Raw genomic sequence first — 20,855 nt, 5'->3', positions numbered from 1 at the left:
AGCAACACGGCGTCGAACCATGCTTAGCCCACCGCCCATCGCTACCAAATCTTTCACTGACGCATCAGCGGCCGTCGCCCGCCTCGAAGAGATCTACGACCGCAACACGAAGTTCCTGCGCGACCAGTTCGAGGCCTATCTCGGCGGCGACGCGCTCACGACGCGGGTGCGGGCCTATTACCCCTTCGTCCGCGTCACCACCGCGACGCATGCGCGGCTGGATTCGCGTCTCTCCTACGGCTTCGTCGCAGGCCCCGGCGTGCACGAGACCAGCGCGACGCGGCCGGATCTGTTCCGCGCCTATCTCACCGAGCAGATTGGATTGTTGATCCAGAACCACGGCGTGCCCGTCGAGATCGGCGAATCGGCCGAGCCGATCCCGATTCATTTCGCCTATCGGCGCGACATCAACATCGAGGCCGCCATCACCACCAGCGAGAATTCGCTCGCCACGCGATCGCTGCGCGATGCGTTCGATGTGCCAGATCTCGCTACCATGGACGATTCGATCGCCGACGGCACGTTCGAGCTTCAGCCCGGCGCGCCCGAGCCGTTGTCGCTGTTTCGGGCCGCCCGCGTCGATTATTCGCTGCGCCGGCTCTACCACTACACCGGTACAGACCCGGAGCACTTCCAGAACTTTGTGATTTTCACCAACTACCAGTTCTATGTCGATGCCTTCGCGCAGCTGTGCCAGCAGCGGCTTCAGTCCGGCGAGGCCGGGCTCGATGCGTTCGTCGCGCCCGGCAATGTGATCACGCGCAGCGGCGGAGCAACGACCGGGGACGCGCCCGCGCGCATGCCGCAGATGCCGGCTTTCCATCTGGTCGCGCCCGGCTATCGCGGCATCACCCTGATCAATATCGGCACTGGTCCGTCCAACGCGCGCAACGTCACCGACCATGTTGCGGTGCTGCGGCCGCATGCCTGGCTGATGCTCGGGCATTGTGCGGGGCTGCGCAATACGCAGCGGCTCGGCGATTACGTGCTGGCCCATGGCTATGTGCGCGAGGATCATGTGCTCGACCGCGAGCTGCCGCTGTGGGTGCCGATCCCGGCGCTGGCCGAGATGCAGGTCGCGCTCGAGGAGGCCGTCGAAGATGTCACGGGCCTCGAAGGTTTCGAGCTCAAGCGCCTGATGCGCACGGGCACTGTCGCGAGCGTTGACAACCGTAACTGGGAGATTTCGGGGCCAGAGGTCATCCGCCGCATGTCGCAATCGCGCGCGGTTGCGCTCGACATGGAATCGGCCGCGATCGCCGCCAACGGCTATCGCTTTCGCGTTCCCTACGGCACGCTACTCTGCGTCTCCGACAAGCCGCTGCACGGCGAAATCAAGCTCGCCGGCATGGCCAGCGAATTCTATCGCCGCCGCGTCGGCCAGCATCTCGAGATCGGGTTGAAGGCGCTGGAGCGGCTCAAGCAGCAGGAATCCGAGCGGCTGCACTCGCGCAAGCTACGGAGCTTTGCCGAGGTCGCGTTTCAGTAGGGCGAGGTCGATCTTCGCTGCTGACAATCGGAGAGATTTTCAGCATTGTCGGCGCGGGGGCCGACCGGACTGTTTTCAATGCCGCTGTTGCGCGACAGGATCATCGGCCATGACCTCGAACGTCTGGCCTTCCGCTTCACCATGATGCGCGAAGACGAGGTGGTGCAGTGCCAGATCAGCGACGCCGCGATGGACGAACTCGCCGGCATGCAGGGCACCGAGAGCAGCGCGCGCCAGGCGCAGTTTTTGTCGTTGCGCGAGACCATCGAGCGGATCGCGTCGGACGTCTACGACGAGGCTCCGCGGTTCAAGGGGTATGTAGTGCGGATTTTCGTGAGGCATTTGGGGCGGTAGGCCCCACCGTCGTCCTGGCTTCGCAGCACGACACCGGGATTGGAGCGCGGCTAGTCCGATAGCTTCCTCAGCAGCAATTTCAGCGCAGTCGCCGCAAACACCTGCATATTGCCAAACCGATCGTTGCTGCCCGTCTCCAGCGTCATCACTTCTGCTGCCGGCCCCGCGACAGCCATGCAGCTGTGGCCGGCCGCATCGCCGTAGCGGTTGCCGGTTGGGCCGGTGGCGCCCGTTTCCGACAGGCCCCCAGTCGGAGCTGAAGCGCGTTCGCATCTGCTCGGCCAGGAGTTTTGCATAGGGCTCGGAGGACGAACGGAAGCCTTTCATTCCTTCGTCCGAAATATCCATCAGCACGCGCCTGGCATCGCGGGTGTACACCACGGCGCCGCCGAGGAAATAGGCCGATGCGCCGGGCACGGCGAGCAGGCTCGCCGAGATCAGGCCGCCGGTCGAAGATTCCGCGACCGCAATGGTCTGTTTGCGTGCGATCAATTTCACCGCGATCTGTTCCGCAATGCCGACGAGCTCTTTCATCCCTAAACCCCCTCATTCCTTCAATCGAGCTCAGCCTTCCTAGCATATGACAGCGGCCTTGGCCGAGTTGCGGGCGACGGGCAGGCCTGCTTGAATGGCGGGCAGAACAAGACACGACGAGGAAACGTGAGAAGGGAGACGTCATGGCGTCCCTGATCGCCGGTGGGGTGGATTGCGACGTGCATCCGGCCGTGCCGCATCTGACCAGCCTGCTGCCGTATCTGAACGACTACTGGCGCGATCAGGTGACGACGCGCGGCATGGTCGATCTTGTCTCGCAATCCTATCCGAAGAACTCGCCGATCGTTGCGCGCCCCGATTGGCGTCCCGAGAATGGCAAGCCGGGCGAAAGCCTTGAGGACATGCAGCGCCATGTGCTCGATCCCTTCCAGCTCACGCATGCCGTCTGCAATCCGCTCTACGGCGTGCAGATGGTGTTTTCAGAAGATTTGCAGGCCGCCTTCTGCCGCGCATTGAACGAGTGGCTGGCGAAGGAATGGCTTGATCGCGATACGCGGCTACGCGGCTCGATCGTGATCCCGACCCAGAGCATCGAGAAGGCCGTCGCCGAAATCGAACGCTGCGCACGGGACAAGCGCTTCGTGCAGGTGCTGATGCTGGTGATGGGCGACACGCCGCTCGGAAAACGCGCGCTGTGGCCGATCTACCAGGCCGCGGAACGGCTGGAACTTCCCGTCGGCATCCACGCCGGTTCCGCCTATCACCATCCACCGACGGCTGTGGGCTGGGGTTCCTATCACATCGAGGACTATGTCGGTCAGGCCCAGGCCTTCCAGACCCAGCTCACCAGCCTGATCGTCGAGGGCGTGTTCGCCAAATATCCGCGGCTGAAGATGGTGATGCTGGAATCCGGCATCTCCTGGATCTCCCCCTATCTCTGGCGGCTGCACAAGTTCTGGCGCGGGGTGCGGATGGAGACGCCCTGGGTCGATCGCGCGCCGCTGGACATTGTGCGCAGCAACATCCGCTTCTCGTTACAGCCATTTGATGCGCCGCCGGAACCCGAGACATTAATTCGCCTGTTTGATCATATGCAGTCGGACGAATTGGTCCTATTCTCCACCGACTATCCGCACTGGCAGTTCGACGGCCAGGACGCGCTGCCCGAGGGTCTCACCCCCGATCTCGTGCGCAAGATCATGATCGACAATCCGCATGCGACCTATCCCCGCCTGATCTAGCCCGCTGCCAAAGGAGGCATGGCGATGAATATCCAGTTCCGCGAAGGCACCGAAGCCGCTTCCCACCTGACGACAAAGGCCGCGATCGCGGACTGCGACATCCATCCGGCGCGCGCCAGTCGCACCGAACTCTATCCCTATCTCGCCAAACGCTGGCAGCATCATCTCGATGTCTACGGCGTCCATGCCTATCAGGGCATGATGGAAGGCCCGCCCTATCCGAAGGCCCAGCCCAACGCCTCGCGCCGCGACGCCTATCCGCCGGAAGGTGGGCCGCAAGGCTCCTCTCTCTCCTTCATGCAGAAGCAGCTGCTCGATCCCAATAATGTGCAGCTGGGCGTGCTCAATCCGCTCAACACCGGTCAGGGCATCCGCAATCACGAGCTCTCGGCGGCGCTCTGCTCGGCGATCAACGACTGGCAGATCGACAAATGGACCTCCAAGGACAAGCGGCTGAAGGCGTCCATTGTCGTCGGCAATGAGGACGGGCTGGCGGCCGCCGCGGAAATCCGCGAGCGCGCCGGTGACAGGAACTTTGTCCAGGTGCTTTTGCTCAGCCGCAATGTCGAGCCGCTCGGCCAGCGCCGCTACTGGCCGATCTATCAGGCCGCGGAAGAGGCGGGCCTGCCGGTCGGCGTGCACGCCTTCGGCTTCGGCGGCAACCCGATCACGCCGTCGGGCTGGCCGTCCTATTACATCGAGGAGATGGTGGGGCATTCGCAGTGCCAGCAATCGGCGCTGGCGAGTCTCGTGCTGGAAGGCGTGTTCGAGCGCTTCCCGAAACTGAAGATGGTGATGATCGAAGCCGGTTTCGGCTGGGCGCCGTCGCTGGCCTGGCGGCTCGACAAGGTCTGGCAGCGGCTGCGCAGCGAAGTGCCGCATGTGAAACGGCCGCCATCGGAATATATCCGCGAACAGGTGTGGTGGACCACGCAGCCGATGGAGGATCCGGAGCGGCGCGAGGATCTGTTCGACCTCATCAAATGGATCGGCTGGGACCGGCTCTTGTTCGCGACCGACTATCCGCATTGGGACTATGACGAGCCGTCGCGCGTGCTGCCGGCAGGTGTCAGCGAGGCCAACCGCGAGGCGTTCTATCTCGGCAATGCGCGGGCGCTGTACGGGATCAGTTGATGGCGCGTCATGTGATCGCCCCGGTCGGTGAGCTTCCACCGGGCACCCGAAAATTTCTGGAGATCGACGGACGGCCGATCGCTGTCTTCAATATCAAGGGCGAATATTTCGGCCTGATGAACCGCTGCCCGCATCAGGGCGCGGCGCTGTGCGAGGGCCCGCTGATTGGCCTGGCGCAATCCAGCGATCCCGGCGAGATCGAGTACACGAAACTCGGCGAGATCATCCGCTGTCCCTGGCACGGCTGGGAGTTCGACATCCGCACCGGACAATCCTATTGCGATCCCCGCCGTTTCCGCGCGAAGGCCTACCCGACCCATGTCGAGCCGGGCGCGGCCGTGGTGAAGGGACCGTATGTCGCGGAGACTGTCACGGTAAAGGTCGAGAGCGATTACGTGGTGGTGGAGCTGTAGAGCCCACCGTACGCTCCCTCGCCCCCCTCACCCGGATCGCAAGAGCAATCCGACCTCTCCCCGCAAGCGGGGAGAGGTTAAAGAAGAGCCCCCGGAATGACAGCGAGCTAGTGCCCCGCCACCGGCTCCGCCGCCGTGTCGTAGGTCGGCACGGCCTTGCCGCCGCCGCGGTAGACGATCGAGGCTGCGATGATGCCGATGAAAGCTGCGAACATCAGCCAGAATCCGGGCGAGGCCTTGTCGCCGGTGTGTTCGATCAGCAAGGTCGAGGCGAACGGCGTGAAGGTGCCGAACAGCGCGGCCGCGAGCGCGAAGGCGAGCGAGAAGCAGGTGGTGCGGACATGCGCCGGCACGATCTCGACCAGGGCGCCGAGCATGGTGCCGCTGTACATGCCGAAATAGAACGAGAACATCATCTCGACCGCGAGCAGCTTGCCGAAGGTCGGCGCCGCCACCAGCCAGGATAGTGCCGGATAGGCGGTGACCAGCGCCAGGCTGGCGATGCCGATCAGCACCGGCTTGCGCCCGATCCGGTCGGACAGCGCGCCGCCGACCGGATTCCAGATGAAGTTCGTGACCGCAACCAGCAGCGTCACCAGCAGCGCATCCTGCGTCGACAGTTTCAGCACGGTCTTGCCGAAGGTCGGCGTGTAGACGGTGACGAAGTAGAATGTCGTCGTGGTCAGGATCGCGATCATCATGCCGAGGATGACGATACGCCAATTGGCGAGCGCGGAGGCGAACACCTCGCTCGCCGTCGGATGCTTCTTCATCGCAAGGAACGCCGGCGTCTCCTCCAGCGTGCGGCGAAGGAAGAAGATCAAGGGAATGATCAGGCAGCCGACGAAGAACGGAATGCGCCAGCCCCAGGCGGCGACGGTGTCGGCCGGCATCACCTCGGAGAGGATGAAGCCGAGGATCGAGGCCACGAAGATCGCGACCTGCTGGCTCGACGACTGGAACGAGGTGTAGAAGCCGCGATTGCCGGGCGTGGCGATTTCGGAGAGATAGACCGACACGCCGCCGAGCTCGACGCCGGCGGAGAAGCCTTGCAGCAGGCGGCCGATCAGCACGATGATCGGCGCCGCGATGCCGATGGTCGCGTAGCTCGGGCAGAACGCGATGACGACGGTGCCGATGGCCATGATGCCGAGGGTGACGATCAGGCCCTGGCGACGGCCGATGCGGTCGATATAGGCCCCGAGCACGATCGCGCCGACGGGGCGCATCAACGCGCCGAGCCAGAACACGCCGAAGGTGTTGAGCAGCGACGCGGTTTCATTGCTGGAAGGGAAGAACGCCTTGCCGATCGCGGCGGCGTAGAATCCGAACAGGAAGAAGTCGAACTGCTCGAGGAAATTGCCTGACGTTGCGCGCAGGATCGCGCCGATGCGCGACTTGATCTCGGGCGGATTGGTTGCTGGTCCAGCCATGAACATTACTCCCCTGAAGACGTGGCCGGACCGCAATTCACTTCACGGCAAGGCGACAGATTGTTGCTGTGACAATCTGACTACCCCTCTCGCGCGAGGCGCGGCGAGTCAACTCATTTTGCTGCGGAAGCTGATGATTTTTCAGGCTTTATTCTGCGTTGCAGCGACCAGCCATTGCCGGAACGCAGCGAGCTTCGGCGCCTCGCGGCGGCCTTGCGGCGAGACCAGATAGAACCCGGCATCGGCCGGCAGCGCGATCTTGAAGGGAACCACGAGCCGGCCCTTGGCGATGTCGTCCTGCACATAGGTGGTCCGCCCCATTGCCACCCCCATGCCGTCGATCGCCGCCTGGACGGTCATGAAGGTCATGTCGAAGGTGAGGCCGGGCTGTTGGGAAATGCCGGTCGGCAGACCTGCCGCTGTCAGCCAGAGCCGCCAGTCGTCGCCGCTGTTGGTGTGGAGGAGCACGTGTCCCTTCAGATCCGCAGGTGTGCGCAGCGGCTCGTCGCCGCGCAACAACGATGGGCTGCACACCGGAAACAGCTCGTCCGCCATCAGCCAGTCGGCGCGCAGGTCCCGCCACTGGCCGCGCCCGTAGCGAATCGCGGCATCGACATTGTCGCGCTGGAAGTCGACGAGACTGGTCGAAGTGGTGATACGGACGTCGATGCCGGGGTTCGCTTCCTGGAAATCGGTCAGCCGCGGCAGCAGCCATTTTGCGGCGAGCGAGGCGATGGTCGAGACCGTCAGCACCTTGTCGTCGTCCTTGCGCAAGAGTCGGTCGGTGGCGAGCCGGAGGTCGTTGAAGGCGGCGCGGACACCGGGGAGGTAGTCGCGCGCCTCCGCCGTCAACGCCAGCGCGCGGTTCTGCCGGATGAACAGGCGGATGCCCAGCTCTTCCTCGAGCCGGCGGATCTGATGGCTGATGGCGGTCTGGGTCACGTTCAGCTCGGCCGCGGCCAGCGTGAAGCTGAGATGGCGCGCGGCGGCCTCGAACGCCCGCAATCCGTTCAGGGAGGGCAATCTGGCAGTCATCTGGCAGCAGGATGCATGACGTTATTTCATGCGAAAGGGTACAAATTGTCGTTTGTCGAAACGCGCAGTCAAGCAGATATTGGCTTCCAACTTAGCTCTAGGAGCTGAAAATGTCTACTTTGACCCAGAATTCAATGACAAATCATCATGCGCCCAGCCTGGTCTACCAGATCGGCGAGACGCTCCACGTCTGGCAGGAGCGCTACCGGACCCGCCGCGAACTGTCCAACTGGACCGCGCGCGACCTCCACGACGTCGGCCTGTCCTGGAGCGATATCGCCGTTGAGGCTGAGAAACCCTTCTGGCGGGCCTGATTGGCCGCCAGGCCGGCGCCGCCTGATCACAGGGGCGCCGGCGGTCCCCTTTCTGCACGGCTGGTTTCCCAAGGCCCGTTCCTGAAGGCTCGTGTCATGAGCACCTATCGCCTGGAAGATTTGAAGCAATATTCGGATACGCTGCGCACCCGTCAGGGTGAGGCGCTGAACGTCCGCTTCGTCGAGCCGCGCGACACCGACGAGCTCCAGCATTATTTCCGCTCACTCTCGACCCGCTCCCGCTACAACCGTTTCTTCGGTGCGGTCAGCGAACTGCCGAAGGGCCTGCTGAACGAATTCCTCGATGTCGGCGCACGCGAGCGCTTTACCGTCGTCGCGACCATGATGGTCGACGGTTTCGAAACCATCGTCGCGGAGGCGCGCTATGCCTTCCACGAGGAGAATGCGACGCTGGAGTTCGGCCTCTCGATCGACGACCGCTGGCAGGGCCACGGCATCGGCACGGCGCTGCTCAGGAATCTCGAATGCCGCGCCGCCGCGCTCGGTGCCGAGCACATCTTCGGCGACACGCTGCGCTCCAACCAGACCATGATCTCGCTCGCGCGCAAATCCGGTTTCGCCTTCGTCAACAATCCGGACGACTGGAAGCTGGTGCGCTTCGACAAGGAGATCAACGTTGCGCCAAAAGACATTCCTTGCGCGAGCTGGCGCCTCGCTGCCCTTTCCCGTCGGGTCGTAAGCCCCTCAGCCACGGCCTGACACCACTCGAGGCCCGGCTCTGGCAATCCGGAGTCGGGCATTTTTTTGCCTTCACGCATCAATCGTGGTCGGTCGAGGTCGCGACCGTGCGCCACTCCGCCAGCTCTTTCGCCACGAAGGCGTTCTTCGTTTCGATCCGCTCCACCGTGTCGCTGCCGAGCGGCAGCCGCAGCGGCGGGGTCTTGGCGTCAACCAGCTTCAGGAAGGCCTGTGCCAGCTTGCGCGGATCGCCGCGCTGGCCGTGATTGAATTCGGCCGCAAGCGCGCGGGTCTTGCCGACGCTCTCGTGATAGTCGTCGATCTGTTGCGCCGTGCGCGACAGCGAGGTCTCGTCGAGGAAGTCGGTGCGGAAGAAGCCCGGCTCGACCACGGTCACCTTGATGCCCAGCGGCGCCACTTCGCCGGCCAGCGCCTCGCTGATGCCTTCGACCGCGAACTTGGTCGCGCCATAGACGCCCCAGCCGGGATAGCCGGTGTAACCGCCGACCGACGAGATGTTGATGACGTGGCCCGACCGCTGGCGGCGCATATGCGGCAGCACCGCGCGGGTGACGCCGAGCAGGCCGAACACGTTCGTGCCGAACAGCCTTTGCGTCTCCGCGCCGCCGGCTTCCTCGATCGCGCCCAACAGGCCATAGCCGGCATTGTTGACGAGGATGTCGATGCGTCCGAATTTCTTGACCGCCTGGCCCGCGGCCTCGTGCGCCTCAGTCTCGCTGGTGACATCGAGCCGGGTCGCCAGCAGCCGCTCGTGGCTGCCGAGACGCGCAGTGACGGTCGACGGGTCGCGCGCGGTCGCGACGACGGCGTCGCCGGCCTTCAGCGCTGCCTCGGCGATCAAGGCGCCAAATCCGCGGGATGCTCCTGTGATGAACCAGACACGCATGATGTTGCCCTTTCCTTTGTCGAAGCCCGGCCGATGTGCCGGAGCCGATGGGCAAGGTGTAGCGGCTCGCCATAGCTGAGATAATCCGCTATATATTCCAAGATCTATTGAGAAAAATTCATCAATGCGGATCGATCCGTCCGACCTCGCGACCTTCCTTGCGATCGCCCGCCACCGCAGCTTTCGCGCGGCGGCGACCGAACTCGGGGTCACGCCATCGGCGCTCTCCCATGCCCTGCGCAATGTCGAGGAGCGGCTGGGTTTACGGCTCGTCAACCGCACCACCCGCAGCGTGGCGCTGACCGAGGCCGGCGAACGCCTGTTTGCCCGTATCACGCCGGCCTTCCGCGACATCGACGATGCGCTCGAGGACCTCAACAATTTCCGCGGCAAGCCCGCCGGCACGCTGCGCTTCACCGCCGCGCGCCAGTCGGCCCAGCTCGTGCTGCTGCCGATCGTGACGCGCTTCCTGAGGGCGTATCCCGACGTCAGCGTCGAGCTCGTGATCAACGATGCCCTGATCGACATGGTTGCCGCCGGCTTCGATGCTGGCGTGCGCTTTGGCGAGACCATCGCCGCCGACATGATCGCCGTGCCGATCGGCCCGCGGCACCGTTTTGCGGTCGTCGCTTCACCCGCCTTCTTCAAGGCGTACAAGGTGCCGAACACCCCGCACGATTTGAAGGGCCTGCCCTGCATCCGCTACCGCTTTACATCAGGTGCGCTCTATCACTGGGAGTTTGAGCGCGGCGGCATCGAGGTCGAGATCGACGTCACCGGGGCGCTGACGATGAACGACCAGGATCTGATGGTCGATGCGGCCCTCGACGGAGCTGGGCTTGCCTATGTGTTCGAACAGCAGGTGGAAGCGCTGCTCGCCAAGCGGAAGCTAACCAGAGTGCTCGCCGACTGGTGTCCGGCCTATCCCGGCTTCTTCCTCTACTACCCAAGTCGCCGGCAACTGCCGGCGGCCTTGCGAGCGTTCGTGGATTTTGCGCGGGCGCCTACTTCCCCATGAATACCGCCTTGCGCTTCTCGATAAAGGCCTGCACGGCCTCCTTGTGATCGGCGGTCGTGGTCAGGCGGATCAGCCGTTCGGCTTCGTGGTCGCGGGCGGTCTCAAAATCAAATTGCAGGGCTTCGTCGAGATTGTCCTTCATGTAGCGCAGCGCAAGGCGCGGACCTTCGGCGAGTGACTTGGCGAGGGCAAAGGCTTCAGCCTGCAATTTATCATCGGCCACGACGCGGTTGACGAGGCCGATCGCTTCGGCGCGCGCGGCGTCGACCCGCTCGCCCGTGAACATCAATTCGCGCGCCCGCGATGTGCCGACCAGCCGCGTCAGCAGCCAGGCGATGCCGTAATCGCCGGAGAGTGCGACACGCGCATAGCCGGTGGTGACGAAGGCCGACTGCGCGGCGATGCGGATGTCGCAGGCCATGGCGATGGCGAGCCCGGCGCCGGCCGCGGCGCCCGGCAGCGCTGCGATGGTCGGCTTGCGCACCGCCACCAGCGCACCGGTGAGCCGCCGCTGCCGATCCTGGAGGTCGGCGACCTTGTCGTCGAAGGACATCTCTAACTTCTTCGGGTCGCGATGCGCACCCATGCCCTTGACGTTGCCGCCGGCGCAGAACGCCTCGCCCGCGCCGGTGATCAGCAGCGCACCGACGTCGGGGCTCTCGCCGCAGGTCCGGATCATCGTGCGCAGCGCCGGCGTCAGCGTATCCGACAGCGAATTGCGTGCCTCGGGTCGGTTCAGCGTGATCACCGCGACGCGGTCGCGGATGACGCAGAGGAGCTCGTTGGTGCCGGTATCGATGGTGAGTTCGGTGGTCATTGTTCCTCCCTTTCTTTCGTCATTGCGAGCGAAGCGAAGCAATCCAGAAATGCATCCGCAGAGACAGCCTGGATTGCTTCGTCGCAAGTGCTCCTCGCAAGGACGATCATTGGCCGTCTCGCCTCAAAACTTCTCCACCCACGGTCGCAGCTCCAGCTCCCAGCTCCAGGCGCTGCGCGGCTGCTGCAACACGTTCCAATAGCTTTCCGCGATCGCATCGGGGTCGAGCATCGAATCCGGCTTGTCGGCTGCTTCCGTGCGCGCTGCGCTGCGGATGCCGCCGTCGATGACGAAATGCGCGACATGGATGCCCTGCGGCGACAATTCGCGCGCCATGCTCTGGGCGAGGCCGCGCAGCGCAAACTTCCCCATCGCAAACGGCGCGGACTGGGCATAGCCCTTGACGCTGGCCGAGGCGCCCGTGAACAGGATTGCGCCGTGCTTGTTCGGCAGCATGCGCTTTGCGGCCTGCTGTGCCACCAGGAAACCGCCGTAAGCGCTGACCGCGATCGCCTGCGCCACCTCGGCCGGGACCAGCTCGACGAACGGTCCGCGCGAGCGGCCGGAGGCGTTGTAGACGACGAGGTCGGGTGTTCCGATCTCGCGCTCGACCAGGCCGAACAGCCGTTCGACCTCTTCCGGGTCCGTGGCATTGCAGGCATAAGCCTTGGCGCCGGTCTCGCTGCACAGCGCGCCCAGCTTCTCGATCTTTCGCGCGGCAAGCGCGACGCGGATGCCCTGGGCGGACAACAGCCGCGCCAGCGAGGCGCTCAGGCCTTCGCCGGCGCCGACGATCAGCGCGATCTTGTACTTTGGATGTTCCATGGTGCGATCTCTCGGGGACAAGGAGCCGCTGATCTATGTATCGCGCGGGAGAACAGCCAGCGCGCGCGCAGGGGAGCTCGATCACAATTCCGCAGAGCGAATTGCCCCGTCACGGCGATCACGCCTCCCTGACAATTTGCGGCTTTATCCGTCTCCGCGATGGGAGCATGATCGACATCATCCAAAGCGGCAAGCATTAAGAATTGCCACCGGACGGGAGCGAAGAGGACGATCATGCACAAGCCGGTCACAGGGCAGTCGAAACACGTCGCGGCCGAGCAATCCGGCCTGCTGGCGCCCGATACCACCGGCATGAACTTCTATCGCGCCGATCCGGCATTGACCGATCTGCTCCGCATCCACCTGCCGGACACGCTGTTCCGCCACATCGAGCCGCATCTCGACCGGCTCGGCGAACTCGCCGGCGGCCATCTCGACGAGTGCGCGCGTCTTGCCGACCGGCACATTCCGGTGTTGCACCAGCGCGACAAGTTCGGCCGCGACGTGCAGTGGATCGAGTATCATCCGGCCTATCGCGAATTGGAGAACGCCGCATTCGGCGAGTTCGGCATTCACGCGCTCTCGATCCGCAAGGGCATCATGGGCTGGCCGGACAAATATCCGGTGGTGGCAAAACACGCCTTCACCTTCCTGTTCAACCAGACCGAATTCGGCATGGGCTGCCCCATCAACGTCACCGACGGTTGCGCCAGGCTGCTTGCGAATTTCGGCAGCGAGGCGTTGAAGGCCAAATATCTCGACGGCCTGACCTCGACCGACATGAACAAGCTGACGCAGGGCGGCCAGTTCATGACCGAAAAAGAAGGCGGCTCCGACGTCGGCACGCTGACCACGCGCGCCGTGCAGGAGGGCGACCATTGGCGTCTCACCGGCGAAAAATGGTTCTGCTCGAATGCGGATGCGAAAGTCGTGATGTTGCTGGCGCGGCCGGAAGGGGCCGGCCCCGGCACGCGCGGCGTCGGCCTGTTCCTGATGCCGCGCTTTCTCGACGACGGATCACAGAACCACTACCGGATCGTGCGCCTCAAGGACAAGCTCGGCACGCGCTCGATGGCCTCGGGCGAGATCAAGCTCGAGGGCGCGATTGCGTATGCCGTCGGCAAGCTCGACCGCGGCTTTGTGCAGATGGCCGAGATGGTGAATTCATCGCGCCTTTCCAACGGCGTCAAATCCACCGCGCTGATGCGCCGCGCCTATCATGACGCCATGACGGTGGCGAAGAACCGCGTGGTGTTCGGCAACCGCATCATCGACCTGCCGCTCGGTCGCCGACAGATGCTGAAGATTATGCTGCCGGTCGAGCAGGCGCTGTCGATGAGTTTTCTCACGGCGGACGCGCTCGACCGCGCCGAGGCCGGCAGCCAGGATGCGGCTGCGCTGCTGCGCATCCTCACTCCAACGCTGAAATTCCGCGCCACGCGCGATGCACGAAAAGTCTGCGGCGATGCGCTCGAGATGCGCGGCGGCATCGGCTATATCGAGGAATTCGCCACGCCGCGCCTGCTGCGCGACGCGCATCTCGGCTCGGTCTGGGAAGGCACCGGCAACATCGTCGCGATCGATGCGCTGCGGCGCGCCGTCGGCCGCCATGGTGCCGAATCCGCGCTCGCGGCCGATCTGCATGCGCGGCTCGACGACAGCGCGTCGGTGCCGCAGGCCTGGCGCGACCGCTTGCGCGGTCTCACCGATCGCGCCGTCGGTTTCGCGCGCGAAGTTGCCGGCAAGTCCGAGAACGAGGCCGATGCACGCCGCGCCACCAGCCTGCTTTATCACGTCGCAAGCGCGGTCGCGCTCGCCTGGGAGGCGCATCGCATCCACGCCATGCGCGGCGATGCGCGAAGGCTGCTGCTGTCGCGGCTGGTGATCGATCACCGTGTGTCGCCGAACGATCCGTTCCGGCTGACGGAAAATGTCGCGCAGGCGAAGATCGCAGCACTTCTGCTCGGTGATCGCGATGCCGCCATGAGCGAGGTTGGCGAACTGGTTCTGGCAGCGTAGGCTGCACGCCACGCTCAAACCAAGAAAAGCGACAGGGAGAGCTCGATGAAGGCCGCCGTCCTCTATGAAGTCAACAAGCCGCTGGTCATCGAGGATGTCAGCCTGCCGAAGCCCGGCCCGCGTGAAGTCCTGATCCGCACTGCGGTTGCCGGCCTCTGCCACTCCGACCTGCATTTCATGGAAGGCCTCTATCCGCACCCGCTGCCTGCGGTGCTTGGCCATGAATCAGCGGGCATCGTCGAGCAGGTTGGCTCCGACGTGACTTACGTGAAGCCGGGCGATCACGTCGTCACCTGCCTCTCGGTGTTCTGCGGCACCTGCGACAATTGCACCACCGGCCGCACCGTGCTGTGCACCGACACCACGGTGAAGATGCTGCCGGGTGCCTCCAACCGGATGCAGTGGAACAGGCCGGAGAAGCTGAACCAGTTCCTCAATCTTTCGTCCTTTGCCGAGCAGATGCTGGTGCACGAGAACGCCATCGTCAAAATCCGCAAGGAGATGCCGCTCGATCTCGCCGCGCTGATCGGCTGCGGCGTCATCACCGGCTACGGCGCGGTGGTGAATACGGCAAAGGTGACGGCGGGTGAGACCGTGGCGGTGATCGGCTGCGGCGGCGTCGGCATGGCCGCGATCAACGGTGCGCAGATCGCCGGTGCCGGCCGCATCATCGCCATCGACACCAATCCGGCCAAGCTCCAGCTTGCGACCAAGCTCGGCGCAACCGACATCATCAACCCCGCCGACGGCGACGTGGTGAAGCAGGTGCGCGACCTCACCAATGGCGGTGTGCAGCATTCCTTCGAGGTGCTCGGCCGCAAGGAAACCGCCGAACAGGCCTTTGCCATGCTCACCTCGGGCGGCACCGCCACCATCGTCGGCATGATCCCGTTCGGCCAGAAGATCGAGCTGCACGGTTTTGACTTTTTGCGCGAGCGCCGGATCCAGGGCTCGTCGATGGGCTCCAACCATTTTCGCGTCGACATGCCGCGGCTGGTCGATTTCTACCTGCGCGGACGGCTGCACCTGGAGGACTGGATCTCGGCCAAGCTGAAGCTGTCCGAGATCAACGAAGGTTTTGCCAACATGAAGGCCGGCAAGACGCTGCGCAGCGTGATCGTGTTTGACAGTTGAGCAAGGGCGTTCTTCGTAGCCCGGATGGAGCGAAGCGCAATCCGGGATCTTTGTCGCTGATACGCTGTCCCGGATTTCGCTCCATCCTGGCTACAGGACCTCCCGTGCAATGACGAGGCGAGACTAATCGTCAAACATCTTCGGCGGCACAAACCCGCCGAATTCGCGTTCGATCAGCTCGGCGAGCCTGAGCGGCGTGCGATCCTCCAGGTATGGGCCGACGATCTGCACGCCGAGCGGCAGGCCGCTGTTCGACAGCCCGAGCGGAATGGCTGTCGCCGGCAGGCCTGGCAGGGTGGCGGCGCCCGGCCAGGCGAGCTGGTCGGAATAGGGATAGTCGTTGCCGTCGATGCTGATGCGCCGCGCGTCCTGATCCGGCAAATGATCGTGGGGAAAGGCTGGCGTCGGCATGATCGGGCAGATCACCGCATCGAACGTCCGAAACAGCTCGCGCCACTGCGCGCGCAAGGCGGCACGGGCGCCGGCATCGAGCACCCAGGCGCGATGGCTGGCGGTGATGCCGCGCAATTGTTCGGCGCCCAAGCTCAGGTCGTCGGGCGAGAGCTGGCCCGCGCGGGCCTGCGCACCTGCGAACTCTTCGGGCGGGGAGAACGCGCCGAGGAACGCCAAGAGCATGCGCACATAGAGCCGCGACGTCCGGGCCAAATCCGGCAGCAGCGCGCTCTCGCGCGCGACGCTCACGCCGGCCTTCGACAGATCGGCTGCAAGCTTTTCGATGGCGCCGCGAACGTCGTTATCAGTCGGCAGCAGCGGATGGCTGTCGATCACCAGCACGCGAAAATCTCGCAGCGCCTGATGGCGCGCGGTCGGCAGTTCGAGCCTGTAGGCGACGCCGGCGTCCAACGGATCGGGCCCGGCCATGACGTCGAGCAACAGCGTGAGATCGGCAGCCGTGCGCGCCATCGGGCCGATGACGGCGAGGTCGCCTTCGCGCGGCATGGCCGGAAATGGCGGCGGTGTCTCCCCGCGCGCCGCGCAGAGATTGATCGTCGGCTTGTGGGCAAAAATGCCGCAATGAAATGCCGGCACGCGCAGCGAGCCGCCGATGTCGGAGCCGATCGACAGCGGGCCATAGCCGGTAGCGAGGGCCGCCGAGGAGCCGCCCGACGAGCCGCCCGGCGTACGCCCGAGGTCGTAGGGATTATTGGTGACGCCGTAGATCTCGTTGTAGCTCTGCCAATCGCCGAGCCCGACCGGCACGTTGGTCTTGCCGAGGATAACGCCACCGGCCTGCTTGATGCGGCTCACGGCCACCGCATCCTCCGCCGGCTTGAAGTCCTTCTGCGGCACAAAGCCCCACGTCGTCGGCAGGCCCGCAATGTTGAAGGATTCCTTGATCGTCACGGGAACGCCGAGCAGCGGCTGGGTCTCGCCGCGCGCGATCGCGGCATCCGCATCGCGGGCGGTGCCGAGCGCGCGGTCGAAATCACGGACGCAGACGGCGTTGATCTTGCCGTCATGACGTTCAATGCGATTGATGGCGTCCTGGGTCAGTTCGACCGCGGAGACTTTTTTCGCGGTCAGGGCGGCCGATAACTCGACCGCGCTCTTGAAACTCCATTCCGATTTCGCCACGAGATGCTCCTGCGCTTCACTGGAGGGATGATGTGCAGTTTGATCCGATGCTGCAACCGTCGTTTGATCGCGGTTGATCTGTCCGGGGTATTACCCCGGCAACATTCGCTGCATCACGCGGTCGCGATAGACGAAGATATGCGCGAGCGCGGCTGCGATGTGAATGCCGATGGTGATGAGCAGCGCCCATTCCATCGCCTGGTGGAGGCCGTCGATGGCCCGGCCGGCGGCGGCGTTGCCGGACGCGAGCATCGGCATCGGTACGAGATAAAAAAATGAAACAGACCATCCGCGGAAGGACGCAAACAGCCAGCCCGTGATCGTCGTCGCCAGCACCAAAGCATAGAGCAGCCAGTGTACGGCCTCGGAGGACAAGCGCTGCCAGGTAGGCAGAGCGCTCTCAGGCGCGACTGGGTGGGTCAGACGCCAGAGCAGACGGAGAGCCGTCAGCGCCAGGATGATCATTCCAATCGACAGGTGAAACGTCATGCCGGCACCCGGGCTCATGCCCGGATGGATATCCGGCATGAACCAGCCGATCGGGTATTGCACGGCGAGCAGCGCGACGATGAGCCAGTGGAAGATCTTGGCGGGCGTGCCGTATTGAAGAGTGGTCATCAGGATCCTGGCGTTGAGCGCCTGCGCCGGTCAGGGCTGGAAGCTGCGTGTTGCGGCATGGGTGAAGGGATTGGTCGGCCCGCTGCTCGTGCGCGAGTTGCCATCCGCTTTCTGCCCGGGCACGGGAAAGGCATAACCGATGATGGTCTTGACGACGAGGCGGTCGGACGCCGGTGTCAGCCCGTAGCCGACGCCAAAATCCACGTCGAACGCGCCGGCCTTGAAGTCGGTGACGGCAAACAGCGTGTGCTGCTGCTCGGAAAGCTTGCTGAAATTCCCGATCTCGCCGAAATCGGCATAATATTCGAAGCCGGCAAACAAATCGTTGCCGAAGTTGCGGGCCAGCCGGGCGGCCGGCGCGAAATCGGCCTCGCCCTTGTTGCCGAACCCGATATCGACGATCGGATTCACGATGAACTCGTATTGCGAGTTGCGCACGCCGATGATGGGGCGGATCTCCAGGCCCCATCGGGTCTGCGCGAATTTTGGCATCTCGTAGCTCAGCTCGAAATTCACGCCATAGAAGAAATTGCGCTGCTCCGCATGCGGCGCGACGAACAGCGTGCGCAGCTTGAAGGCGTCGGAGAGGAATTGCCGGTCCTGCACCGAGAACGGCAGATAGAGCCCGAGCTCCCACCAGTCGGTCATGCCATAGGCGAATTCCGGCGTGCCGTTGAGACTGTGGTTGGACGGGATGCCGCCGGGGAAGGGCGGGTCCTTCTGTCCAAGCGCGACATAGTTGAGGTGCTGCTGGATCGTGAACTGGCCGATGTCGGCGATGCCGGCGTTGTAGACCTGGATCTCGTCGGTGGCGCGCGCGGCCTCGCCCGACGACAGCAGGATCAGGGCGCCGGCCAGGCACGCGGCGGTGTGCGGATGCTTCTCCATGGCCATCGCCTAAGCCGCCCCGATCAGGATCCCCACCGCCAGCACGATGGCGCCGCCGAGCACGATCTGGAACACGGCCTGGAGGAACGGCGTGTCCATGTAGCGTGCGCGGATGAAGGCGATCGCCCAGAGTTCGAAGAACACGACGATTCCGGCGATGGCGGTCGCGATCCAGAAGGCGTTGGGCCATGTATCAGGCACGAGATAGGGCATGGTATGGCCGAGTCCGCCAAGCGTCGTCATCGCGCCGCAGGTGATGCCGCGCAGCCAGGGCGAGCCGCGTCCGGTGAGCGATCCGTCGTCCGACAGCGCCTCCGCGAAGCCCATGCTGATGCCGGCGCCGATCGAGGCGGCGAGGCCGACTAGGAAGGTCTGCCAGTTCTGGTGGGTGGCGAAGGCCGCCGCGAATAGCGGCGCCAGCGTCGAGACCGAGCCGTCCATCAGGCCGGCGAGGCCCGGTTGCACATATTGCAGCACGAACATCCGCCGCCGCGTGCGGTCTTCCTCGGCGCGCACGTCGGGCTTCAAGATCTCGTCGGTGAGCGTGACCGCACGGTTCTCGTGGTGCTTCTCCTCTTCAGCGAGATCGCCGAGCAGGCGGCGCACGCCGACATCCTGGGCCTGCTCGGCGGCGCGCGTGTAGAAGCGCTCGGCCTCGAGCTCCATGGTCTCGACCTCCTTCCGGATCGTGTCGAGCGGCAGGTTCTTGGTCAGCCAGATCGGACGCCGGCGCAAAAAGCCTTTGACGTCCTCGCGCCGGATCGGCGGCAGATGCGGTCCGAAGCGTTCTTCATAGAGCTTGAGCAGGCGATGCCGGTGGCCGCGCTCCTCCTCCGCCATCTCCTCGAAAATCTTGGCCGTGTCCGGGTAGCGCTCCCGCAAATCCTCGGCGAAGGTCATGTAGATGCGGCTGTCCTCCTCCTCGGAGGAAATCGCGACCGCAAGCACCTCGCGCTCGGTCAGATCGGCAAAAGTCTTCACGACGCCCTGTCCCAATAGTTTAGAATAATTCTAAAGTGATATAGGCTGTAACTCGTTCAGGGTCAATTCACGCGAAAGCCCGAAATCTTGCGCTGCCACAGTGGTCGATGAGCACATGGAACCGCGCCCGGCGATGCAGGTTCGAATTCATAGTGTGGGGAGACGGGGTGAATGATGGACAAGGTCAAGTTTCGGCTGAACGATCCGCGGCTGGCGCCACGCCGCACCAAGCTCGAAATCCCCGGATGGGCCGGCAAGCGCGAGCCGCGCGCGAATGGTTCGCGTGAGCAGGTCTGGCATTGCGTGCCATTCTCGGAAGGCGCGCAATACGGCATCGAGCTGTTCTATCCCTATGATTTCGAGCTTCACGTGACGACCAGGGATGGTCGATTGATCCTGGAGGCCGATTGGGGAGAGCCGCCCGAAGGCGGCGCCGAATGGCCGCCGTTTCGCAAATTTGGCGACGTCTTCTACACCTATCAGATCCTGCTCGATCTCAAGGTCCGCAAAGGCATGGCGATTCGCACGGAGCCGCATCCGCGATTCTATACGGATCATACCGACACCGTGCCGATTGCCGTCCCTGCGCTGATCCGCAATTGGTGGCCGATGATGTTCTTCTGCGTCTTCAAGGCGCCGGCCGAGGGACGAACCCACATCTTCCGGCCCAACGAGCCCTTCGCGCAAATCATCGTCATTCCCGAGGAAGCCAATTTCGAGCTTGAGCCCATGGACGAGGAGGAAGCGGCGGAGCGTGAGCTTCAGGCTCGCCGGATCTACAGCAGTCGGCCCAAGCTGGCTGCCGGCACCGAGTGGACGTCGTCATCCGATACGGTGTTCGATGGCACTTACCGGCACCTGCATCGCGCAGCGAAGGAGAAAGCCCGTGATGACAAGGGCGGATGACCGCGCGGACTTGCCGTCCCTCAGTCCTTTGGCTTGATTTCCGCACCGGCCACGAGTGCGGTCACACGCGACGGGTGACCTTTCCTGTTTTTCCCGATTTCGACGCCACCAAAAACAAACAGGACCCGGAGGTCCTGTTCATCTCATTCCACCGTCCCGGCGACCTCAATAGTCGCGCCGATAGAAGCTGTGATGATGGTGGTGGTGATGATGATGATGGTGATAGTACCGCCGATATCGCGGCACCACCACAACAGGCGCGTCGTCATAATAGCGATAGCGAGGATAGAAGCTGTGATGGTGGTGGTGATGATGATGGTGGTGATAGTACTGAGCGACCTGAACGTTCTCGCCCGCCTTTGGCGGCGCCGTTTCGTCGATGGCTTGCAGCAGGGCACTGGCGTTCGCAATCGGCTTCAGCAGGTCGGCGTATGAATTCGCCTGCAAGACGTCGGCCGGCGCCGGCGCGGCTTCGACCGCGCCGAGGGTCCCGAGCGTGGCCACCGCTCCCAGCAGTCCGGCGATCTTCTTGTCCATCA

Annotated in this window: 21 protein-coding genes and 1 pseudogene; 11 read left to right on the top strand and 11 right to left on the bottom strand. The window is 64.1% G+C overall.

Features of this window, described 5'->3' with window-relative positions; all coding sequences use genetic code 11:
* The first annotated feature begins 19 nt into the window (after positions 1-19).
* Positions 20-1,489 carry an AMP nucleosidase gene (locus IC761_RS33660; RefSeq protein WP_195800909.1) on the top strand — a complete coding sequence of 490 codons (1,470 nt, stop codon included), beginning with the start codon at positions 20-22 and terminating at the stop codon, positions 1,487-1,489.
* 78 nt (positions 1,490-1,567) lie between these two features.
* On the top strand, positions 1,568-1,843 hold the full coding sequence (locus tag IC761_RS33655; RefSeq protein ID WP_195800908.1) for a DUF1488 family protein: 276 nt from the start codon (positions 1,568-1,570) through the stop codon (positions 1,841-1,843).
* A 50-nt stretch (positions 1,844-1,893) separates the two neighbouring features.
* On the opposite strand, the pseudogene IC761_RS33650 reads toward IC761_RS33655, so the two are convergent.
* Positions 1,894-2,377: pseudogene (locus tag IC761_RS33650) on the bottom strand (CinA family protein).
* 143 nt (positions 2,378-2,520) lie between these two features.
* Here IC761_RS33650 and IC761_RS33645 point away from each other — a divergent pair.
* The 3 genes from IC761_RS33645 to IC761_RS33635 are packed head-to-tail and all read left to right on the top strand — an operon-like array spanning position 2,521 to position 5,126.
* Complete coding sequence (locus IC761_RS33645) at positions 2,521-3,579, top strand: amidohydrolase family protein (protein WP_195800907.1); 1,059 nt, start codon at positions 2,521-2,523, stop codon at positions 3,577-3,579.
* A gap of 24 nt (positions 3,580-3,603) precedes the next feature.
* A complete protein-coding gene (locus IC761_RS33640; RefSeq protein WP_195800906.1) occupies positions 3,604-4,713 on the top strand; it encodes an amidohydrolase family protein in 1,110 nt (369 codons plus the stop codon).
* The gene (locus IC761_RS33635) at positions 4,713-5,126 is read left to right on the top strand and encodes a Rieske (2Fe-2S) protein (protein WP_195800905.1); all 414 of its coding nucleotides are present in this window, start codon (positions 4,713-4,715) and stop codon (positions 5,124-5,126) included. Before IC761_RS33640 ends, IC761_RS33635 begins: the two co-directional genes overlap by 1 nt.
* Positions 5,127-5,233: 107 nt before the next feature.
* On the opposite strand, the gene IC761_RS33630 is transcribed toward IC761_RS33635, so the two are convergent.
* Together IC761_RS33630 and IC761_RS33625 are read right to left on the bottom strand one after the other, a co-directional pair.
* Entirely contained in the window at positions 5,234-6,559 is a 1,326-nt protein-coding gene (locus tag IC761_RS33630; protein WP_195800904.1) for an MFS transporter, read from the bottom strand.
* A 141-nt stretch (positions 6,560-6,700) separates the two neighbouring features.
* A complete protein-coding gene (locus IC761_RS33625) occupies positions 6,701-7,594 on the bottom strand; it encodes a transcriptional regulator GcvA (protein ID WP_195800903.1) in 894 nt (297 codons plus the stop codon).
* Positions 7,595-7,704: 110 nt separating this feature from the next.
* On the opposite strand from IC761_RS33625, the gene IC761_RS33620 reads away from it, so the two are divergent.
* Positions 7,705-7,908, top strand: a complete 204-nt coding sequence (locus tag IC761_RS33620; RefSeq protein ID WP_195800902.1) for a DUF1127 domain-containing protein — start codon at positions 7,705-7,707, stop codon at positions 7,906-7,908.
* A 96-nt stretch (positions 7,909-8,004) separates the two neighbouring features.
* Positions 8,005-8,628, top strand: coding sequence for a GNAT family N-acetyltransferase (locus IC761_RS33615; RefSeq protein ID WP_195800901.1), 624 nt, complete (start codon positions 8,005-8,007; stop codon positions 8,626-8,628).
* A gap of 58 nt (positions 8,629-8,686) precedes the next feature.
* Here the strand turns inward: IC761_RS33615 and IC761_RS33610 are convergent, their stop codons facing one another.
* Positions 8,687-9,514 (bottom strand): oxidoreductase, encoded by an 828-nt coding sequence (locus tag IC761_RS33610; RefSeq protein WP_195800900.1) that lies wholly within the window; start codon positions 9,512-9,514, stop codon positions 8,687-8,689.
* A 124-nt stretch (positions 9,515-9,638) separates the two neighbouring features.
* Between IC761_RS33610 and IC761_RS33605 the strand changes: the two genes are divergently transcribed.
* Complete coding sequence (locus IC761_RS33605) at positions 9,639-10,532, top strand: LysR family transcriptional regulator (RefSeq protein ID WP_195800899.1); 894 nt, start codon at positions 9,639-9,641, stop codon at positions 10,530-10,532.
* Here the strand turns inward: IC761_RS33605 and IC761_RS33600 are convergent.
* Entirely contained in the window at positions 10,519-11,349 is an 831-nt protein-coding gene (locus tag IC761_RS33600) for an enoyl-CoA hydratase (RefSeq protein ID WP_195800898.1), read from the bottom strand. The genes IC761_RS33605 and IC761_RS33600 overlap by 14 nt on opposite strands.
* A 123-nt stretch (positions 11,350-11,472) precedes the next feature.
* The gene (locus tag IC761_RS33595; protein WP_195800897.1) at positions 11,473-12,174 is read right to left on the bottom strand and encodes an SDR family NAD(P)-dependent oxidoreductase; all 702 of its coding nucleotides are present in this window, start codon (positions 12,172-12,174) and stop codon (positions 11,473-11,475) included.
* A 234-nt stretch (positions 12,175-12,408) separates the two neighbouring features.
* Here IC761_RS33595 and IC761_RS33590 point away from each other — a divergent pair, with 234 nt between their 5' ends.
* The gene (locus IC761_RS33590) at positions 12,409-14,193 is read left to right on the top strand and encodes an acyl-CoA dehydrogenase family protein (RefSeq protein ID WP_195800896.1); all 1,785 of its coding nucleotides are present in this window, start codon (positions 12,409-12,411) and stop codon (positions 14,191-14,193) included.
* A 45-nt stretch (positions 14,194-14,238) separates the two neighbouring features.
* Positions 14,239-15,327, top strand: coding sequence for a Zn-dependent alcohol dehydrogenase (locus IC761_RS33585; protein ID WP_195800895.1), 1,089 nt, complete (start codon positions 14,239-14,241; stop codon positions 15,325-15,327).
* Positions 15,328-15,450: 123 nt separating this feature from the next.
* On the opposite strand, the gene IC761_RS33580 is transcribed toward IC761_RS33585, so the two are convergent.
* The 4 genes from IC761_RS33580 to mbfA form a co-directional block, all read right to left on the bottom strand.
* The gene (locus IC761_RS33580) at positions 15,451-16,923 is read right to left on the bottom strand and encodes an amidase (RefSeq protein ID WP_195800894.1); all 1,473 of its coding nucleotides are present in this window, start codon (positions 16,921-16,923) and stop codon (positions 15,451-15,453) included.
* 90 nt (positions 16,924-17,013) lie between these two features.
* Positions 17,014-17,544, bottom strand: coding sequence for a cytochrome b (locus IC761_RS33575; protein WP_195804860.1), 531 nt, complete (start codon positions 17,542-17,544; stop codon positions 17,014-17,016).
* 27 nt (positions 17,545-17,571) lie between these two features.
* Positions 17,572-18,429, bottom strand: a complete 858-nt coding sequence (locus IC761_RS33570; protein WP_246791406.1) for a hypothetical protein — start codon at positions 18,427-18,429, stop codon at positions 17,572-17,574.
* Positions 18,430-18,438: 9 nt separating this feature from the next.
* The gene (gene mbfA, locus IC761_RS33565; RefSeq protein ID WP_195800893.1) at positions 18,439-19,410 is read right to left on the bottom strand and encodes an iron exporter MbfA; all 972 of its coding nucleotides are present in this window, start codon (positions 19,408-19,410) and stop codon (positions 18,439-18,441) included.
* A gap of 174 nt (positions 19,411-19,584) precedes the next feature.
* On the opposite strand from mbfA, the gene IC761_RS33560 reads away from it, so the two are divergent.
* On the top strand, positions 19,585-20,316 hold the full coding sequence (locus IC761_RS33560) for a hypothetical protein (protein ID WP_195804859.1): 732 nt from the start codon (positions 19,585-19,587) through the stop codon (positions 20,314-20,316).
* Positions 20,317-20,481: 165 nt separating this feature from the next.
* Here the strand turns inward: IC761_RS33560 and IC761_RS33555 are convergent, their stop codons facing one another.
* On the bottom strand, positions 20,482-20,853 hold the full coding sequence (locus IC761_RS33555) for a hypothetical protein (protein WP_195800892.1): 372 nt from the start codon (positions 20,851-20,853) through the stop codon (positions 20,482-20,484).
* Positions 20,854-20,855: the final 2 nt, after the last annotated feature.

It is taken from the genome of Bradyrhizobium commune (assembly GCF_015624505.1).
GTDB lineage: Bacteria > Pseudomonadota > Alphaproteobacteria > Rhizobiales > Xanthobacteraceae > Bradyrhizobium > Bradyrhizobium commune.
This window is presented reverse-complemented; position numbering and strand designations above follow the sequence as displayed.